At 61.2% G+C, this 18636-nt stretch carries 18 protein-coding genes and 1 riboswitch; of the genes, 10 read left to right on the forward strand and 8 right to left on the reverse strand.

Annotated features, from left to right (window positions below; genetic code table 11):
* Nucleotides 1-55: 55 nt before the first annotated feature.
* Nucleotides 56-460, forward strand: a complete 405-nt coding sequence (madL, locus tag DK870_RS11360) for a malonate transporter subunit MadL (RefSeq protein ID WP_090368256.1) — start codon at nucleotides 56-58, stop codon at nucleotides 458-460.
* A gap of 1 nt (nucleotide 461) precedes the next feature.
* Complete coding sequence (gene madM, locus DK870_RS11365; protein ID WP_060753435.1) at nucleotides 462-1226, forward strand: malonate transporter subunit MadM; 765 nt, start codon at nucleotides 462-464, stop codon at nucleotides 1224-1226.
* Nucleotides 1227-1299: 73 nt separating this feature from the next.
* Here madM and DK870_RS11370 read toward each other — a convergent pair whose 3' ends face one another.
* Nucleotides 1300-2244 carry a LysR substrate-binding domain-containing protein gene (locus tag DK870_RS11370; protein ID WP_104994912.1) on the reverse strand — a complete coding sequence of 315 codons (945 nt, stop codon included), beginning with the start codon at nucleotides 2242-2244 and terminating at the stop codon, nucleotides 1300-1302.
* Nucleotides 2245-2387: 143 nt separating this feature from the next.
* Here DK870_RS11370 and DK870_RS11375 point away from each other — a divergent pair, with 143 nt between their 5' ends.
* A complete protein-coding gene (locus DK870_RS11375) occupies nucleotides 2388-3005 on the forward strand; it encodes a hemolysin III family protein (protein WP_060753433.1) in 618 nt (205 codons plus the stop codon).
* Here the strand turns inward: DK870_RS11375 and DK870_RS11380 are convergent.
* Nucleotides 3000-3902, reverse strand: a complete 903-nt coding sequence (locus DK870_RS11380) for a LysR family transcriptional regulator (protein WP_161548664.1) — start codon at nucleotides 3900-3902, stop codon at nucleotides 3000-3002. The genes DK870_RS11375 and DK870_RS11380 overlap by 6 nt on opposite strands.
* Nucleotides 3903-4010: 108 nt before the next feature.
* Between DK870_RS11380 and DK870_RS11385 the strand changes: the two genes are divergently transcribed.
* Genes DK870_RS11385 through DK870_RS11395 form a run of 3 tightly spaced genes read left to right on the forward strand, consistent with a single transcriptional unit; the run spans nucleotide 4011 to nucleotide 6540 of the window.
* Nucleotides 4011-5252: a D-amino acid dehydrogenase gene (locus DK870_RS11385; protein ID WP_104994910.1), complete on the forward strand. Its 1242-nt coding sequence runs from the start codon at nucleotides 4011-4013 to the stop codon at nucleotides 5250-5252.
* A 9-nt stretch (nucleotides 5253-5261) separates the two neighbouring features.
* Entirely contained in the window at nucleotides 5262-5612 is a 351-nt protein-coding gene (locus DK870_RS11390) for a RidA family protein (RefSeq protein ID WP_060753430.1), read from the forward strand.
* 25 nt (nucleotides 5613-5637) lie between these two features.
* Nucleotides 5638-6540: a transporter substrate-binding domain-containing protein gene (locus DK870_RS11395; RefSeq protein ID WP_060753429.1), complete on the forward strand. Its 903-nt coding sequence runs from the start codon at nucleotides 5638-5640 to the stop codon at nucleotides 6538-6540.
* A 76-nt stretch (nucleotides 6541-6616) separates the two neighbouring features.
* On the opposite strand, the gene DK870_RS11400 is transcribed toward DK870_RS11395, so the two are convergent.
* Both DK870_RS11400 and DK870_RS11405 read right to left on the reverse strand, forming a co-directional pair.
* A complete protein-coding gene (locus DK870_RS11400; protein WP_060753428.1) occupies nucleotides 6617-7336 on the reverse strand; it encodes a 16S rRNA (uracil(1498)-N(3))-methyltransferase in 720 nt (239 codons plus the stop codon).
* A gap of 82 nt (nucleotides 7337-7418) precedes the next feature.
* Entirely contained in the window at nucleotides 7419-8825 is a 1407-nt protein-coding gene (locus tag DK870_RS11405) for an adenosylmethionine--8-amino-7-oxononanoate transaminase (RefSeq protein WP_060753427.1), read from the reverse strand.
* Nucleotides 8826-9097: 272 nt separating this feature from the next.
* On the opposite strand from DK870_RS11405, the gene DK870_RS11410 reads away from it, so the two are divergent.
* Entirely contained in the window at nucleotides 9098-9649 is a 552-nt protein-coding gene (locus DK870_RS11410; protein WP_060753426.1) for a cytochrome b, read from the forward strand.
* Between the two features lie 32 nt (nucleotides 9650-9681).
* Nucleotides 9682-10281 (forward strand): YceI family protein, encoded by a 600-nt coding sequence (locus tag DK870_RS11415; RefSeq protein ID WP_060753425.1) that lies wholly within the window; start codon nucleotides 9682-9684, stop codon nucleotides 10279-10281.
* Nucleotides 10282-10349: 68 nt separating this feature from the next.
* On the opposite strand, the gene DK870_RS11420 is transcribed toward DK870_RS11415, so the two are convergent.
* The 4 genes from DK870_RS11420 to ahcY form a co-directional block, all read right to left on the reverse strand.
* Nucleotides 10350-12227: a DEAD/DEAH box helicase gene (locus DK870_RS11420; protein ID WP_104994909.1), complete on the reverse strand. Its 1878-nt coding sequence runs from the start codon at nucleotides 12225-12227 to the stop codon at nucleotides 10350-10352.
* A gap of 221 nt (nucleotides 12228-12448) precedes the next feature.
* A complete protein-coding gene (locus tag DK870_RS11425; RefSeq protein ID WP_161548665.1) occupies nucleotides 12449-13252 on the reverse strand; it encodes an ABC transporter substrate-binding protein in 804 nt (267 codons plus the stop codon).
* Between the two features lie 195 nt (nucleotides 13253-13447).
* Entirely contained in the window at nucleotides 13448-14293 is an 846-nt protein-coding gene (metF, locus tag DK870_RS11430) for a methylenetetrahydrofolate reductase [NAD(P)H] (protein ID WP_060753421.1), read from the reverse strand.
* Between the two features lie 180 nt (nucleotides 14294-14473).
* Nucleotides 14474-15883, reverse strand: a complete 1410-nt coding sequence (ahcY, locus tag DK870_RS11435) for an adenosylhomocysteinase (RefSeq protein WP_060753420.1) — start codon at nucleotides 15881-15883, stop codon at nucleotides 14474-14476.
* A 21-nt stretch (nucleotides 15884-15904) separates the two neighbouring features.
* Nucleotides 15905-16011: riboswitch (S-adenosyl-L-homocysteine riboswitch) on the reverse strand.
* Nucleotides 16012-16209: 198 nt separating this feature from the next.
* Between ahcY and DK870_RS11440 the strand changes: the two genes are divergently transcribed.
* Together DK870_RS11440 and DK870_RS11445 are read left to right on the forward strand one after the other, a co-directional pair.
* The gene (locus tag DK870_RS11440) at nucleotides 16210-16614 is read left to right on the forward strand and encodes an acyl-CoA thioesterase (RefSeq protein ID WP_060753419.1); all 405 of its coding nucleotides are present in this window, start codon (nucleotides 16210-16212) and stop codon (nucleotides 16612-16614) included.
* Nucleotides 16615-16703: 89 nt separating this feature from the next.
* Complete coding sequence (locus tag DK870_RS11445; protein ID WP_161548666.1) at nucleotides 16704-18602, forward strand: patatin-like phospholipase family protein; 1899 nt, start codon at nucleotides 16704-16706, stop codon at nucleotides 18600-18602.
* Nucleotides 18603-18636: the final 34 nt, after the last annotated feature.

An 18636-nucleotide genomic window follows, 5' to 3' on the forward strand; every position in this document is an offset into this window, starting at 1 on the left:
GGCATTCGAAGTACAAAAACAACAATTTCGATCGAGCACTTTGAGGACAACAACAATGATTATCTACGGTGTGGCATTGCTGGCGATCTGCACGCTAGCGGGCGTGATCATGGGCGACATGCTCGGCGTGTTGCTGGGCGTCAAATCCAACGTGGGCGGAGTGGGCATTGCGATGATCCTGCTGATCTGCGCCCGCCTGTGGATGCAAAAACGCGGTGGCATGACCAAGGATTGCGAGATGGGCGTGGGCTTCTGGGGCGCGATGTACATCCCCGTGGTGGTGGCGATGGCGGCGCAACAAAACGTGGTGACGGCCCTGCACGGTGGGCCGGTGGCGGTACTGGCGGCCATCGGTTCGGTACTGGTTTGCGGTTGCACGATTGCCCTGATCAGCCGCACCCACAAAGGCGAACCGCTACCCGCTGAAGAGCCGCTGATCGCGTCGGCAGGAGGTCGCTGATATGTGGGACCTCATCGAGAAAGGTCTGGAACATAACGGCCTGGTTACCGCATTCGCCTTCGTGGGTGTGGTGATGTGGATTTCCGTGGTGCTGTCCAAGCGCCTGACGTTCGGGCGCATTCATGGTTCGGCGATTGCCATCGTTATCGGGCTGGTACTGGCCTGGGTCGGCGGCACACTTACCGGCGGGCAAAAGGGCTTGGCCGATGTGGCGTTGTTCTCCGGCATTGGCCTGATGGGCGGTGCGATGCTGCGGGATTTCGCCATCGTGGCCACGGCGTTTGAAGTGCAAGCCACCGAAGCGCGCAAGGCTGGGTTGATCGGCGTGATCGCGTTGCTGCTGGGCACGGTGCTGCCGTTTATTGTCGGCGCCAGCATGGCCTGGGCCTTTGGTTATCGCGATGCGGTCAGCATGACCACCATCGGCGCCGGTGCGGTGACGTACATCGTCGGCCCGGTGACCGGCGCGGCGATTGGCGCGACGTCGGATGTGATGGCGCTGTCGATTGCCACCGGCTTGATCAAGGCGATTCTGGTGATGGTCGGCACCCCGGTGGCGGCGCGCTGGATGGGCTTGGATAACCCGCGCTCGGCGATGGTGTTTGGCGGTTTGGCCGGCACGGTGAGCGGAGTGACGGCGGGGCTGGCGGCGACGGATCGGCGGTTGGTGCCTTATGGGGCGTTGACGGCGACGTTCCATACCGGGCTTGGATGTTTGCTCGGGCCTTCGGTGCTGTACTTCATTGTGCGTGGGCTGGTTGGCTGACGCTGCAGTTTGTGTTGTCTGGTCTGGCGTCATCGGGAGCAAGCCCCCTCCCACACTTGATTGGGTTCACATATCAAAATGTAGGAGGGGGCTTGCTCCCGATAGCGGTCTGGCGGTTGGCATACATCCGACACTCCGCCAGCAACGCGAGCAAATTCGGGTCGCGTTCCTTGGCCTTCAAGAACACCACGCCAATATGCTGCTGCAACCGATACCGCGGTTGCAGCGGTATCAGTTTCACCCGGTTCTCATACACCGCCGCAATCCGTCCCGGCAGCAGGGCATAGCCCACTCCCGAACTGACCATGCTCAGTAACGTGAAAATGTCATTCACCTGCATCGCGACCTTCGGTTCGAACCCAGCTTGCTTGAATACGCGATTGCCATCCTGGTGGGTGGCGAAGCCTTGCGTGAGGGTGATGAAGGTGGCGTCGCGAACATCGGCGAGGTCGATCTGCTGCTCGCGATCGAACGGCGAGTCGGCCGGGGTGGCGAGGAAGATGTCATCCGAGAACAGTGCGATCTGTTCGCAGTCAGGGTCGTTGGCGTGTTCATCGAGGGAGATCAGGATCGCGTCCACTTCCATATTCTTGAGCTTGTAGAGCAGGTCGAAGTTGGAGCCCAGGATCAGGTCGATGTTGAGTTCGCTGCGTCGTATTTTCAGGCCCATGATCAGTTGCGGCACGGTCTTGACCGTCAGCGAATACAACGCGCCGAGCTTGAAGCGTTCGGCGGAGAAACCCGCGGCTTCACGGGTCAAGCGCACGCTGTCGACCACATCGGCGACCAGTTTTTGCGCGCGCTCTTCCAGCACGTAGGCACTTTCCAGCGGGGTGAGGTTGCGCCCTTCGTGTTTGAACAGTGGGCAACGCAGGGCATTTTCCAGGGAGTGGATGGCGCGGTGCACGCTGACGTTACTGGTTTGCAGCTCGGCGGCGGCGCGGGCCAGGTTACCGGTGCGCATGAACGCCAGGAAGATTTCCAGCTTCTTGAGGGTGAACTCTTCGTCGATCAGCATGGCCGTGGCTCTTGTTCGAATGCGTTCGATTGTGCCCGCAAAACCGCGTGGCGTCCTCGGAACGTCACAAGACACTTGCACTCTTATGCGCAAGGTTGGACGCTAGCTCGCCAATGGTTAACGGTTAGGGAGGTCGGTGACAGATGTACCACGGTGAACGATTCAACGCCTGGAGCCATTTGCTCGGCACAGTGGCGGCGTGTATTGGTGCAGTGTGGATGTTGGTGGTGGCAAGCCTGGATGGCAGCCCGTGGAAGATTGTCAGCGTGGCGATTTATGGCTTTACGTTGCTGGTGCTGTACAGCGCGTCGACCGTGTACCACAGCGTGCGCGGGCGGCGAAAAGAGATCATGCAGAAGGTCGATCATTTCTCTATCTACCTGCTGATTGCCGGCAGTTACACGCCGTTCTGCCTGGTGACCTTGCGTGGCCCGTGGGGCTGGACGCTGTTCGGCATCGTGTGGGGGCTGGCGGTGATCGGCATCCTGCAGGAGATCAAGCCGCGCTCCGAGGCGCGCATCCTGTCGATCGTGATCTACGCGGTGATGGGCTGGATTGTGCTGGTGGCCGTCAAGCCGCTGATCGCCGCGCTGGGCACGGCGGGGTTTACCTGGCTGGCGGCGGGTGGGGTGCTGTACACCGTCGGCATCATCTTCTTTGCCTTGGAGGACCGGCTGCGGCATTCCCACGGGATCTGGCATCTGTTCGTGATCGGCGGCAGCCTGCTGCACTTCGTGGCGATCATGCATTACGTCTTATAAGCGCTCCAGTAGCTCCCTGGCGCGCAGTCCGAAGATCTCCACCAGCTTGGCCAGCATATGCGGCGGCGGCTCGTCGGCGCGGGTCAAGGCATACAGGGTGATGGGCAGCGGCGGTGTGAGCGTGCGGATGCAGGTGGTGGTCGTCGAGGCACCTGATGCAGTGAAGGGATCGATCACCGTCAAGCCCGCGCCGGACTCCACCATGGCCCGGGCCAGGGAGTAGGTCTGTACGGAGAGGGTCACCCGAGGCGCCGGGTCGACGCTTTCCAGGTAACTCTCGAGTTTTGCCGCCAGTGGGTCAGCGCTGGACAAGCCAATCAGCGGTGCGCCGGCCAGATCCGATAAAGGTAAAGGTTGAGCCGACGCGGTTTCGGGCCAATAGCCTTTGGACGCCAACGCCACCAGCACACCGTTGGCCAGCACCTGGGTGGTCAGCCCCGGATGGCCGGAGAAGTTGAGCGTCAGCGCCAGGTCGATCTCGCGCATCAACAGCTTGTGGACCAGCTCGCGGCTGTGGTCGCTGGACAGCTCGCAGGCGATGTCCGGGTAATCGCGCTTCCACTCCAGCACCGCCGGTGGCAACAGTGACAATGCCAGCGCCGGAATCGCACCGATGCGCACGCTTTGCCCAGGCTCGTGGCGCAGGCTCTTGGCCAGGCGCCGCACCCCTTGCAGGCTCTGGATGACTTTCTCCACTTCACTTTCCAGCGCCAGGGCTTCCGGGGTGGGCTGCAATTTGCCGCGCACCCGCAGGAACAGCGGGAAGCCGAGCTGCAATTCGGCGTGTTGCAACACCTTGGTCACTGCCGGTTGCGAGACGTGCAACAACTGCGCGGCGGCGCTGACGGAGCCGGTCTGGCGGATGGCCTGGAAAATTTCGATATGCCGCAAGCGCATGGCAAGTCCATAACCTTTGTTTATAGGTGGACCATCTTTATTCATTGTCGGTGACCTGTCACCTGCCTCTACCCTTGGAACCTCTTACTTCAACCACGGGTGGCGGGGATGGCCAAGCGAGTTTGCATCATCGGCGGTGGCGTCATCGGTTTGGCCAGTGCCTACGCGTTGGTGCGGGCGGGCCATGAGGTGACACTGATCGAGGCTCGCGACAGTGTGGGCAGTGAAACCAGTTTCGCCAACGGTGGGCAGTTGTCTTATCGCTACGTCGCACCGTTGGCCGACGCCGGTGTCCCCCTGCAAGCCATTGGCTGGTTGCTGCGTGGTGACTCGCCGCTGAGGCTGCGCCCGCGCCTGGACCTTCAGCAATGGCGCTGGATGGCCGCGTTTCTTGGCGCCTGCCGTGGCTCGGTCAACAAGAGCAATGCCGAGCACCTGCTGCGCCTGGCGTCCCTGAGCCAGGACACGTTGCAGCGCTGGCGCGAGGATGATCATCTGGACGGTTTCGACTGGCGGCGTAACGGCAAGTTGGTGACCTTCCGCCACGCGGCCACGTTTGAACAGGCACGCAGCAAAGTCACGGATATCCTCCAGCAGCAAGTACTGTCGGCCGTGGAGTGCGCGCGTTTAGAACCCGCACTGGCAGACGGTGGTTTTGTCGGCGGCATTTACACGCCGAACGAGGAAGTTGCCGATTGTCATGCCTTCTGCCGGCGGCTCGCCGAGCGGCTTGAGGCGTCGGGCCGGTGCAGGTTTTTGCTGGGGCGGCGGGTGACTGCGATTCGCCACGCCAACGGCGTGGTGCGGGCCGTCGAGTTGGGCGATGAAGTGCTGCCCGTGGAACAACTGGTACTCGCGGCCGGCCATCGCAGTGCTGAGTTGGGCCTGCCGGGGTTGGCGCTGCCACTGTATCCGCTCAAGGGCTACAGCCTGAGCGTGCCCATCGGCCCACAGCACCGGGCGCCGAGTGTGAGCATCACCGACTACGACCGCAAGATCGTCTACGCGCGCATCGGTGAGCAACTGCGGGTGGCGGCCATGGTGGACATCGTCGGTTTTGACGCCCGCCTTGAACCCAAGCGCCTGGCGCTGATGAAGCGTCAGGCGTTGGAGACTTTCCCTCTGGCCGGCGACTATGCCCACGCGGTCGAATGGGCAGGCATGCGTCCGGCCACTCCGACCGGCGTGCCGCTGATCGGCGCCAGTGTTTATAGCAACCTGTGGTTGAACCTGGGCCATGGCGCGCTCGGGTTTACGCTGGCCAGCGGTAGCGGCCAACTGCTGGCTGAGTTGATTGGCCAGCAGGTTCCTTCCATTGATATGCAGGGCCTGGCGCCCCGCGCTGCATGAGGATGTCCCATGACCATCAGCCGAATCGACAGCAACGAGCGCCTCTCTGGCGCCGTCACCTTCAAGGATCTTGTATTTCTTTCGGGTCAGGTGCCGGGCGAAGGCCAGGACGTGGCGACACAAACCCGCGAGGTCCTGGCAAAGATCGATGCGCTGCTGGCCCAGGCCGGTAGCGATAAGGACCATCTGCTCAATGCGACTATTTATCTGAAAGATATCGGCGCGGGTTTTGCCCCGATGAATGAAGTGTGGTCCGCATGGCTATCCCCGGGCATGGCGCCAACGCGCACCACGCTGCAAGCGGAGCTGGCGCGGCCCAGTGTACAGGTGGAAATCAGCGTGATCGCCGTACGTCAATAATCCAAAAAACCAACGGAGCATAACAATGAAAAAAATCCTGTTGAGCGGCTGCACCCTGGGGCTTTTACTCGGGGCACAGGCTTATGCGAACGAAGCACCGCTGGAGGGCACGCTGAGCAAGATCGCCAGCAGCCGGTCCATCACCCTGGGCTACCGCGACGCATCGGTGCCGTTTTCCTACGTAGGGGACCAGAGCGGCAAGCCCATGGGGTATTCGGTGGAGTTGGCGAACAAGATCGTCGAACGCATTCAGCAGAAAACCGGGGTGGCGGACCTCAAGGTCAAATACAACCTGGTGACCTCCCAGACCCGCATTCCCCTGGTGCAGAACGGCACCGTCGACCTGGAGTGCGGGTCCACCGGGGTGACGGCCGAGCGACAGAAGCAGGTGGCCTTCTCCTATGGCTTTATCTACGTGAAGGGCCAGTTGCTCACCGCCAAGGACAGTGGCATCCAGGGGTTCGACGACCTCAAGGGCAAGAACGTGGTGACCACTGCGGGCACCACCAACGAGCGCTTTCTCAAGAGCTATGACGCCGAGCACAAAACCAATATGTTCGTGATCAGCGCCAAGGATCATGGCGAAGCGTTCAAGATGCTGGAGACCGGCCGTGCGGCGGCGTTCTACATGGATGACGCGCTGCTGTACGGCGAGCGCGCCAAGGCCAGGGACCCGCACCACTGGGTGGTGGTCGGCAAGGAGCAATCGAGGGAAATCTACAGCTGCATGGTGCGCAAGGACGACCCGCAATTTCTGGCCGTGGTCAACGAGACACTCGGCGACCTGTATCGCAGCGGGGAGATCAACGGGATTTACCAGCGCTGGTTTGAACAGCCGATTCCGCCCAAGGGCCTGAACCTGGAATTCCCGATGACCGCTGAGTTGAAGGCGATTATCGCCAAGCCGGTCAGTGATCCGGTGGACTGATAACCCCGCCTGGATAGAGGTGGATGTGGGAGGGGGCTTGCTCCCACATTATCGGGATTGGTTTTACCAAACAGGCTTAGAAATCGCCCCACAGTTGTTGGGCCACCGCCAGCGCCACCACCGGTGCCGTCTCGGTACGCAACACCCGTGGGCCAAGGCGGGCGGCATGGTAGCCGGCGCCTTGGGCGGTTTCGACTTCGGCGTCCGTCAGCCCACCCTCGGGGCCAATCAGGAAGGCCAGGCTCGAGGGCTTGGCATGGCTGACCAGCGGCGCCGCGACCGGATGCAGCACCAGCTTCAGGTCGGCCTCGGTCTGCTTCAACCAGTCCGCCAACAGCAGCGGCGGATGGATCACCGGCACCGTTGAACGTCCGCATTGCTCGCAAGCGCTGATCGCCACCTGGCGCCAGTGCAGCAGGCGTTTGTCGGCGCGTTCGTCTTTGAGGCGCACCTCGCAACGCTCGCTGAAAATCGGGGTAATGGCGTTGACGCCCAATTCGGTGGCTTTCTGGATCGCCCAGTCCATGCGCTCGCCCCGGGACAGGCCCTGGCCGAGGTGGATGTGCAGCGGTGATTCGGCCTGGCCTGCGAAACGTTCCGTCAGCTGCACGGTGACGCGCTTTTTGCCGACTTCCAGCAAGCTGCCCAGGAATTCCTGGCCGGAGCCGTCGAACAATTGCACGGCGTCGCCTTCCGTCATGCGTAGCACGCGGCTGATGTAATGCGCCTGGGCTTCGGGCAATTCGTGATCGCCGAGACTCAGCGGGGTGTCGGTGAAGAAACGGGACAATCTCATTTGTGTTCTCTGGAAAAGGGTCTGCAGAGCGGACGCGCAACGTCCGGGGATGCGTTCCCACGCAGAGCGCGGGAACGATCAGTCAGCCGGGATCGCGGAAGTCGGGGTGGAAATTGTTGGGCACCGCCACGCTGACGCGGCTGTTGGTCGCAATATCGATGCCTTCGCTGGCCACCTCGGCGAGGAAGTCGATCTGCTGTGGCGTAATCACATAGGGCGGCAGGAAATACACCACGCTGCCCAGCGGCCGCAACAGCGCGCCACGTTCCAGGGCATGTTCGAATACCTTCAGGCCACGGCGTTCCTGCCAGGGGTAGGCGGTCTTGGTGGCTTTGTCCTGGACCATCTCGATGGCCAGCACCATGCCGGTCTGGCGGACTTCCGCGACGTGGGGGTGGTCAACCAGATGCGCAGTCGCGCTGGCCATGTGCTGGGCCAGGGCCTGGTTATTTTCGATGACGTTGTCTTCTTCGAAAATATCCAGGGTGGCCAGGGCCGCCGCGCACGCCAACGGGTTGCCGGTGTAGCTGTGGGAGTGCAGGAAGGCGCGCAGGGTGGGGTAGTCGTCGTAGAACGCGCTGTACACGTCTTCGGTGGTGACCACGGCGGCCAGCGGCAGGTAGCCGCCGGTGAGGGCCTTGGACAGGCACAGGAAGTCCGGGCGGATGCCGGCCTGTTCACAGGCGAACATACTGCCGGTGCGGCCGAAGCCCACGGCGATTTCGTCGTGGATCAGGTGTACGCCGTAGCGGTCGCAGGCTTCGCGCAGCAGCTTGAGGTAGACCGGGTGGTACATGCGCATGCCGCCGGCGCCCTGGATCAGCGGCTCGACGATGACGGCGGCGACCGTTTCATGGTGCTGCGCCAGGGTCTGTTCCATGGCCTGGAACATAGTGCGCGAGTGTTCTTCCCAACTCATGCCCTCAGGGCGCAGGTAGCAGTCCGGGCTGGGCACTTTGAGGGTGTCGAGCAGCAGCGCCTTATAGGTTTCGGTGAACAGCGGCACGTCGCCTACCGACATCGCGGCGATGGTCTCGCCATGGTAGCTGTTGGTCAGGGTGACGAAGCGCTTCTTGTTCGGCAGGCCCCGGTTGAGCCAATAGTGAAAGCTCATTTTCAGCGCGACTTCGATGCAGGACGATCCATTATCGGCGTAGAAGCACCGGGTCAGGCCCTCAGGCGTCATTTGCACCAGGCGCTCGGACAGCTCAATCACCGGCTGGTGGCTGAAACCGGCGAGGATCACGTGTTCAAGCTGGTCGACCTGATCCTTGATGCGCTGGTTGATGCGCGGGTTGGCGTGACCAAACACATTGACCCACCAGGAACTGACGGCGTCGAGGTAGCGCTTGCCTTCGAAGTCTTCCAGCCACACGCCTTCACCGCGCTTGATGGGGATCAGCGGCAATTGCTGGTGGTCTTTCATCTGGGTGCAGGGGTGCCACAGCACCGCGAGGTCGCGTTGCATCCACTGGTTGTTCAAGCCCATCGGTTTTCTCCTCGAAGCGGTCCTGCGCACCACGCAGGCGAAACAATCGCGCAAGCCTATGCAATGGGCGGCCGTGTCACAACCCATTACGTGCGAATAGGCAGTAAACACAGGACGGTCTGTCACGTTTCTTCTGGATAGTCCTTAATCCCTTGTTAATTTAATCTGCCTACTCTCAATATCGTATTTCTTGATATTTCAAAGCAAAATTTTCCGCTTTAATTCGATAGGTAAATCGCTAGGCTTGGCACAGCTCTTACGGGATTAAGTACATGCAGCTACGCAATTCAGAGGCCCGCTATGGTTGGGTCAGTATGGTCTTGCACTGGGGCGTTGCCCTGGTGGTGTTTGGTTTGTTCGCCCTGGGCTTGTGGATGGTCGGTCTCGACTATTACAGCGCCTGGCGCAAAGAAGCTCCGGATTTGCACAAGAGCATCGGCATCACGCTGTTTGCCATCATGCTGGTGCGGATCGTCTGGCGCTTGATCAGCCCGCCGCCACCACCGCTGGCCAGCTATAGCCGCTTGACCCGTATGGGGGCCGCATTTGGCCACGCGTTTCTCTATCTCGGGCTGTTTGCCGTGATGATTGCCGGTTACCTGATTTCCACCGCCGACGGTGTCGGTATCCCGGTGTTTGGCCTGTTTGAAATTCCTGCCTTGGTTTCCGGTCTACCGGACCAGGCAGATACCGCGGGTGTGGTGCATTTGTATCTGGCCTGGGTGCTGGTGGTTTTCGCCGGTTTGCATGGCGTGGCTGCATTGAAACACCACTTTATCGATCGTGATGTGACCCTGACGCGAATGCTGGGGCGCAAAGCCTGATGTTCAACCTCGACTCACAAGGAATAGAAAGCATGTTGAAAAAGACTCTCGCCGCTCTGGCAATCGGTTCTGCCCTGCTGTCCGCAGGTTCGGCAATGGCTGCCGACTATGTGATCGACAAAGAAGGCCAGCACGCCTTCGTCGACTTCAAGATCAGCCACCTGGGCTACAGCTACATCACCGGTACCTTCAAGGATCTGGACGGCAAGTTCAGTTTTGACGCGGCCAAGCCTGAAGACGCCAAGATCGAAGTCAATGTGCGCACTGCCAGTGTGTTCACCAACCATGCTGAACGTGACAAGCACGTCAACAGCAAGGACTTCCTGGAGTCGGGCAAATTCCCGGACGCCAAGTTCGTTTCCACCAGCGTCAAGCCAACCGGCAAGAATGCTGATGGCAAGCAGACTGCCGATGTGGCTGGCGACCTGACCTTCCACGGCGTGACCAAGCCTATCGTGGTCAAGGCTACGTTCCTGGGTGAAGGCAAGGATCCATGGGGCGGCTACCGTGCCGGCTTTGAAGGGACCACCTCGATCAGCCGCAAGGAGTTCAATCCAGGTGGCATGGACGTAGGTCCACAGTCCGACGTGGTTAATTTGTACATCACCTTTGAAGGTGTGAAAGCGAAGTAATTTTCGCCTCGCATACAAAAATGCCCCGCATCTTTCGATGCGGGGCATTTTTTATGGGGCTTGAAAACTCAGCGGTTGCGGGTCAGCAGCGCTGGTTTTTCACCACGAGGACGGCCTGGCAGTTGATCCAGCTGCTCGGGTGTCGGGAAGCGGTCGGCTTTGGACTCCTTGTGGATGATCTTCGGCGCCGGGCCACCACGCGGGTTCTGCACGGCAGGTTCAGACGAGCGAGGCTGGTCGTCACGGGCCGGGCGGCGGTTACGCGAATCTTCGCGACGGGCCTGGCCGTCACGTGATGCGCCATTACGTCCGCCATTGCGCTTGGCTGGTGGGGTGCCGGCGGTGCCGCCGCTGCTGTTGCGTGGGCCGTTCTGGCGGCCGCCTTGAGGCTGGCCGCTGCGCGGAGCGCCCGCGCCTGCGCCCTGTGCCGGAGCACCTGGGCGGCGGCCACGGCCCTGGGCCGGTTTGGCCTGAGGCACGTAGTCGACGCGGTTACCGAAGTTGTCGATATCGTCGTCCAGGAACTCGTCCGGAGCACGGTCGGCTGCGGCGCGGGGTGGCTGGCTCGGCTGGCGCTGTTCGCGGGCCGGTGTGCCTTCGCGGGGCTTCTGCTCGCGGGCTGGGCGTTCGCCACGGCCGTTGCTCGCGGACTTTTCCTTGCCCTTGTCTTTGCCCTTGTCGCGACGCCCGCCGCCACCACCGCCGCCGTTCGGGCCATCGCCCTTAGGACCGCGTGGGTTGCGTGGGTTGCGCACGTCCGGACGCTCGCGCGCTTCAGGCTTTTCAGCCTCTACGGCGCTGGCATCGAAGCCCATCAGGTCGCCGTCGGCGATCTTCTGCTTGGTCATGCGCTCAATGCTTTTCAGCAGTTTTTCTTCGTCCGGTGCAACCAGGGAAATGGCTTCACCCGAACGACCGGCGCGGCCGGTACGGCCGATACGGTGCACATAGTCTTCGTCGACGTTAGGCAGTTCGAAGTTGACCACGTGCGGCAACTGGTCGATATCCAGGCCTCGGGCGGCGATGTCGGTGGCAACCAGGATGCGTACGGTGCCGGCCTTGAAGTCGGCCAGGGCCTTGGTGCGCGCGTTCTGGCTCTTGTTGCCGTGGATGGCGACGGCGGTGAGGCCGTGTTTGTCCAGGTACTCGGCCAGGCGGTTGGCGCCGTGCTTGGTACGGGTGAACACCAGCACCTGTTCCCAGGCGCCGGCGGTGATCAGGTGGGCCAGCAATGCACGCTTGTGGCTGGCGGCCAGGCGGAACACACGTTGCTCGATACGCTCGACCGTGGTGTTCGGTGGCGTGACTTCGATGCGCTCCGGGTTGTGCAGCAGCTTGCCGGCCAGGGCGGTGATGTCCTGGGAGAACGTCGCCGAGAACAGCAGGTTCTGGCGCTTGGCCGGCAGACGGGCGAGGACTTTTTTCACGTCATGGACAAAGCCCATGTCGAGCATGCGGTCGGCTTCGTCCAGCACGAGGATTTCGACGTGGGACAAGTCGACGCTGCCTTGACCGCACAGGTCGAGCAAGCGACCCGGGCACGCTACCAGCACGTCAACGCCCCGGGACATGGCCTGAACCTGTGGGTTCATGCCGACGCCGCCGAAGATGCAGGCACTGACGAACTTCAAGTCGCGGGCATACAGCTTGAAGCTGTCATGCACCTGGGCTGCGAGTTCGCGGGTTGGGGTCAGGACCAGTACGCGCGGTTGGCGCGGGCCGTGACGCTGGGATTTGTCCGGGTGACCGTTGGGGAACAACCGCTCCAGAATCGGGAGGGCGAAACCACCGGTTTTACCAGTACCTGTCTGTGCCGCAACCATCAGGTCGCGACCTTGCAACACGGCGGGAATGGCCCGCTGTTGCACCGGAGTAGGCTCGGTATAGCCCGCAGCCTCGATGGCGCGGACTAAAGCCTCGGAGAGACCGAGGGAAGCAAAGGACATGAGTAATCCTGTTTTAGTTAGGGCTTGGCCCAAAGGGATAATCTTGCCGGGCGTGAATGGCGCTTAGGGGAGCGCAACCCCGTCCGGTCCTGCTGCGTCTGGCGGGCACTCCACCGGCTCGCGCGGGCTGAAAGCTGCGCAGTAGCTGGGTTAGGTGCCTTTTTCAAGACCTCAGCGGCCGGGCGTAAGCCTGGCGGAAAGGCCGGAGTATAACAGAGCAATCACTGCGCGCTGCTTTCCTGCTGCTCAACGGTTCCTGCGGGCGTGGTAATCGGGATGGTGTGCAGGTGGGCATCGCCGTATTTTGCGCTCAATACGGCATAGGCCGGCTCTTGTTTGAAGCGCTTGAGCTCGGCGGCGAAACGTTGCACCAGCAGGTCCATGCCCGCGCCACGGCGTACGGCCAGAAATTGCTGCTGGCGACTGACCACCAGCGGTGCCTGGCTGACCTTGCCTTCCAGGCCCAGGTCCTTGATGACATGCATTCCCACGCGTCGGTCAGTGATCAGCAGGTCGATGCGCCCCAGCATGAGTTTGCCGAAATTGGCTTCGTGGCTGGGAGCGGGTTCGCGGTTGAAGGCCGTGGAGTCACTGAAGGCGCTGCCATACAGGTAGCCTGGCGAGATGCCGACCGTCAGGCCGCGCAACTCGTCCAGGGTCTTGGCGGGGTGAGGGCGTTCGTTGGCGTAGAACAGCACGAACTCGACCTCCGATAACGGCTCGCTGGGGTAAAGCAGCAGGGCATCGCGGTCGTGGCTGTGGAAAATATCCAGCGCACCATCGGCGTGGCCTTGGTCGAGCATTGCCAGGCAGCGCTTCCAGGGCAGGAACTGCCATTGCACATCCACCCCCAGGCGCTGGAACACGGTCACCGTGGTTTCATAGTCGAGCCCGCGCATGGTGCCGTTGTCGTCGTAGACGTAGGGCGTCCAAGGCTCAGTGACAATGCGCAGCTTCTCGCCGTAAGCGGCCAGGCTCAGGCAAGCGAAAAGCGCAGCAGTCAACAGCTTTAAAATGACAGGCATGCCGGGAGATTACGACGCTCCAGCCCTAAAGAGAAGCTCTGGCACGCGCATTGGCGGCGCGAGCTATTTCGCCGCAGCGTCCATCAAGTGGGCATGGGCCTTGATCGGAGGTGGGGCGGATTTCGCAGTTCCGTGGCTACGTAAAACGACAAAGGCCCTCGTCTGGACGAGGGCCTTGGCACAACCGGGCAAGCGTTAGCGTGGCAGCTTGAGGTTGTTCCAGATGGCAAGGCTGGGTTCAGCCTGGTTCAGGGTATAGAAATGCAGCCCTGGCGCACCGCCTTGTAACAATTGTTCGCACATTTGCGTGATGACCTGTTCGCCGAACGCCTGGATGCTCTTGACGTCATCACCATAGGCTTCCAGTTGCTTGCGCACCCAGCGTGGGATTTCAGCGCCGCAAGCGTCGGAGAAACGCGCCAGCTTGCTGTAGTTGGTAATCGGCATGATGCCCGGCACGATTGGGATGTTCACGCCCATGGCCCGTACACGCTCGACGAAGTAGAAGTAACTGTCGGCGTTGAAGAAGTACTGGGTGATCGCGCTGTCGGCGCCGGCATTGGCCTTGCGTACGAAGTTGCGCAGATCGTCTTCGAAGTTACGTGCCTGAGGGTGCATCTCCGGGTAAGCCGCCACTTCGATATGGAAGTGATCGCCGCTTTCTTCGCGGATGAAGCTCACCAGGTCATTGGCGTGGCGCAGTTCACCGCTGGCCATCCCCATACCGGACGGCAGGTCACCACGCAGGGCGACGATACGCTTGATGCCGGCTTGCTTGTATTGGGTCAGCAGGCTGCGCAGGTCGGCCTTGCTGTCGCCCACGCACGACAAGTGCGGAGCGGCGGGAACTTTGACTTGGCTTTCCAGCTGCAGCACGGTGTTGATCGTACGGTCGCGGGTGGAACCGCCGGCACCGTAGGTGCAGGAGAAGAAGTCAGGGTTGTAGCGGGCCAGTTGCTCAGCAGTGGCCATCAGTTTTTCATGCCCAGCATCGGTCTTGGTCGGGAAGAACTCGAAGCTGTAGCGACGGTCTTGGGACATGGTCGGATCCTTGGAAACTCAAAATGCCGGGAGGTGTACACCGTCAATGTGGGAGGGGGCTTGCTCCCGATAGCAGTCGTTCAGTCAACAGAGCTGTTGAATGTGCTACCGCCATCGGGGGCAAGCCCCCTCCCACATAAAGCCCGCTCTCCCGTGAGTAGAGAGCGGGCAGCAGGCAAATCAGTAGCGGTAAGCGTGCGGCTTGAACGGACCTTCAACGGTCACGCCGATGTAGTCGGCCTGGGTCTTGGTCAGTTGAGTCACAACGCCGCCGAAGCCGCGGACCATTTCCAGGGCCACTTCTTCGTCGAGTTTCTTCGGCAGTACTTCTACCGTCAGGCGCTCGGCTTTCTGGGCCGGCGACAGGTCGGCGTACTTCTGGCCGAACAGGAAGATCTGTGCCAGTACCTGGTTGGCGAACGAGCCGTCCATGATGCGGCTTGGGTGGCCGGTGGCGTTGCCCAGGTTAACCAGGCGGCCTTCAGCCAGCAGGATCAGGTAGTCGTCGTTCTGCGGGTCGAAATCGCCGGCACCGGTACGGTGAACCTTGTGTACCTGCGGCTTCACTTCTTCCCATGCCCAGTTCTTGCGCATGAAAGCGGTGTCGATCTCGTTGTCGAAGTGACCGATGTTGCAGACAACAGCACGCTTCTTCAGGGCTTTGAGCATGTTCGCGTCGCAAACATTCACGTTGCCGGTCGTAGTGACGATCAGATCGATCTTGCCCAGCAGGGCCTTGTCGATGCTCGCTTCGGTGCCGTCATTGACGCCATCGATAAACGGCGAAACCACTTCGAAGCCGTCCATGCAGGCTTGCATGGCGCAGATCGGGTCGACTTCGGAGACTTTGACGATCATGCCTTCCTGACGCAGCGACTGGGACGAACCCTTGCCCACGTCACCGTAGCCGATCACCAGGGCTTGCTTGCCCGACAGCAGGTGGTCGGTGCCGCGCTTGATGGCGTCGTTCAGGCTGTGACGGCAGCCGTACTTGTTGTCGTTCTTGCTCTTGGTCACCGAGTCGTTGACGTTGATGGCCGGGATTTTCAGCTCGCCCTTGGCCAGCATGTCCAGCAGGCGGTGTACGCCAGTGGTGGTTTCTTCGGTCACGCCGTGGACGCGGTCCAGGATGGCCGGGTATTTCTTGTGCAGCAGCTCGGTCAGGTCGCCGCCGTCGTCGAGGATCATGTTGGCATCCCAAGGCTTGCCATCTTTGAGGATGGTTTGCTCCAGGCACCACTCGTACTCTTCTTCGGTCTCGCCTTTCCAGGCGAATACCGGGATACCGGCGGCAGCGATCGCGGCAGCGGCCTGGTCTTGAGTCGAGAAAATGTTGCAGGACGACCAGCGTACTTCGGCACCCAGGGCAACCAGGGTTTCGATCAGCACGGCAGTCTGGATGGTCATGTGGATGCAGCCGAGAATCTTCGCGCCCTTGAGCGGCTGCTCAGCGGCGTACTTGCGACGCAGGCCCATCAGGGCAGGCATTTCGGATTCGGCGATAAAGGTTTCGCGACGGCCCCAGGCAGCGAGGGACATGTCGGCGACTTTGTAGTCGTTGAAATCTGCAGGCGTGTTGACAGCGCTCATGAAGAGCCTCCATTCGTAGTGTGCGAATGGGCGCCGTTGTGCGTTTAGTATCAGGCCAGGGCAACCAGGCCGGACAACGCCCCATCCGAGCCTGACAGGTTGAACCTGCTGCAGCGCCCCTCGGACAGGTGGCGGGAGAACGGTATCAATCGTAGATGACCGTTTTGAAACGGTGGCGATTATAGCCGTGTGCGCCTGACTTCCCAAGCCTTTCCGTCGGTCATATGAAGATCGCTCATGGGGTTGATAGGCAATGGCTCATAGAGCCAGAGCCCAGGCTCTGCCATGATGTCACCCATCATTCGGCAAGACGCTTTGGAGTGACCATGAACTTCCACACCCGCAAGTGGGTAAAACCTGAAGACCTCAACCCCAACGGCACCCTGTTCGGCGGCAGCCTGCTGCGCTGGATCGATGAAGAAGCGGCCATCTACGCGATTGTCCAACTGGGCAACCAGCGCGTGGTGACCAAGTACATTTCCGAAATCAACTTCGTCAGCGCTTCGCGCCAGGGCGACATCATCGAACTGGGCATCACGGCTACCGAGTTCGGCCGCACCTCCATCACCCTGACCTGTGAAGTGCGCAACAAGATCACCCGCAAAAGTATCCTCACCGTGGAAAAAATGGTGTTCGTCAACCTCGGCGAAGATGGCTTGCCTGCGCCCCATGGGCGTACCGAGATCAAATACGTGAAGGACCAGTTCCAGGACGACGCCGTCGCCGGGTAGGTGTTGAATCTTTACCGGGTTATTCCGTAAGGATCTTTGCGTGGCTCTCTTATCACTCAGGCCTACACCCTGTAGAGAGAGCCCCGTGTATGAAAGTGTCAACCTCGCCTGTCCAATCTTCGTTTCCTCAAGCGCTCGAACAGGCGGTGAAGACGCCTCTGCTCAAAGAGGTGGGCCCGCGCAAGTTAAGCCTTCATCGTTACAGCGATGGCCGCGTAAAAGTGGTTCTGTCGCCGCCGGCGGTGAGCCATCTTGTGCTCAGTGGTGGCGGTGCGAAGGGTATCGCTTTCCCCGGAGTGCTACAGGCGCTCGAGCAGGCCAATAAGCTCCCTGGCGTCAAAGTGATTTCCGGCTCATCGGCCGGAGCGATTTCCGCGACGCTGATCGCCAGCGGCATGGGCGCGCAGGCGTTCGGTGAGTTGTCGAACAGTATCGACCTGCCCAGCCTGCTCAATAGCCAGGACCCGGTGACGGCCTGGCTGCAAACCATCAGTTCCGAACTTGGCAAGCTCGCCGGGCGTCTGCCTGGCGCCGCCGGAAACATTTCCCAACTGCTGCTGACCCTGTTGCCGCGCCTGCAAACCGAGGCCTCGCCGCTGGAGGAGATGATACGCAACGAGTCGCGTAAGTCGATCCTCGCCCATATCGCCGCAATGCCCGGGGCCAAGCCGCCCGCCGAGGTGATGAAGATCGCCGCCAGGCTCAGAGCCGGTGGTGCGCCGACGTTCCGCGATCTGGAGGTGTTGAGCCGGCATATCCCGGCGATCAAGTCACTCAATATCACCGGCACGGGCATGTTCGATGGGCGGCCGCAGTTGGTTGTGTTCAACGCCAGTCTCACTCCGGATATGGACATTGCCCGGGCAGCGCGTATCTCGGGTGCCTTGCCGGGGCTGTTCAAAAGCCCTGAGGAGCAAGGCCATGCATTCCAGGCACAGGCTCAGATCACGGCGTTTCAGGACGGTGGCCTGCTGGCCAATACGCCCGCGCCGGGGGTGATCGGCGGCGCCGTTGCGCAGGGCCCGTTGAATCGGCCCGAGTCGCTGGTCGTCGAGTTTGAGTCCGCAGCAGCAGGGCCGAAAAAAAGTGGGGGATTCTTCAGTCATTTGGTCGACCGCTTTACCGGTACGCCCCACGCCGCAGCGGGCGCTTATCAGGAGCAGCGACTCAAGGCGTATCGCGATCAGACGGTGACCTTGCCGCTGAAAACCAACAAAGGTGACTTTCGCGGCCTGCTCAACGGTACGGTCAACTTCACCATGACCCCCGAACAGAAACAGGAGCTGCAGGCACGCAGCCGGCAAGCGGTCGCAGGGCATCTGGATCAGCGTGCGCAGGCGCGTGAAACGCACGAGTTTCCTTCATTGGAAAGTGCGGTGCTGGCGATGGACGATGAACTGCTTGCCGGCGTGCAAACGGAACTCCAGAAAGACCCGGCTGCCGCACAGGTGTTGATGTTTCGCAGGCATGCACAACAAGCCTTGCACGCCTTGGACAGCGCCATCAGCGAGGCCAATCAAACCGGTGGCGCCCTCAAGGTCACGCCCAAGGTGGCGGCAGCCTTGCGTAACCTGGACGCGCTGGCCCGTAAACCTGAGCACATCGAGTGGCTGGCGCAGCGCTTGAATGCGCCGGGCCAGCGCAACTTCCAGCAGTTGCTGCAAGTGGCTGCCAAACAGGCTTCGCCCCTGTCCAAAGTGATGAGCAGTGCCGTCGCTGAGATGAAAAGACGCGATATCGCGGTGAAAGCCGAGAATTTCACGCGTGAAGTGATTTACCCCTCAATGCACCGCCCGGGCCAATCGAAGGCCAATCTTGAGTTATTGCAGCGCTCGGCGCGTGACTTGGCCGATGCGACCACGCCCGCCGAGTTCAACCGCGTACTCGACGGCATCATTGAGCACTACGGTGCGCGCAATAAACCCTGGAGCAAGCCGGTCAGGTCGACCACCGTTGAAATGGCCAAGGCCTGGCGCATTCCGGTTTAAATACGGTGCCACTGAACAGCCGTTGAAATGGCCA

The organism is Pseudomonas sp. Q1, assembly GCF_009935975.1.
GTDB lineage: Bacteria > Pseudomonadota > Gammaproteobacteria > Pseudomonadales > Pseudomonadaceae > Aquipseudomonas > Aquipseudomonas palleroniana.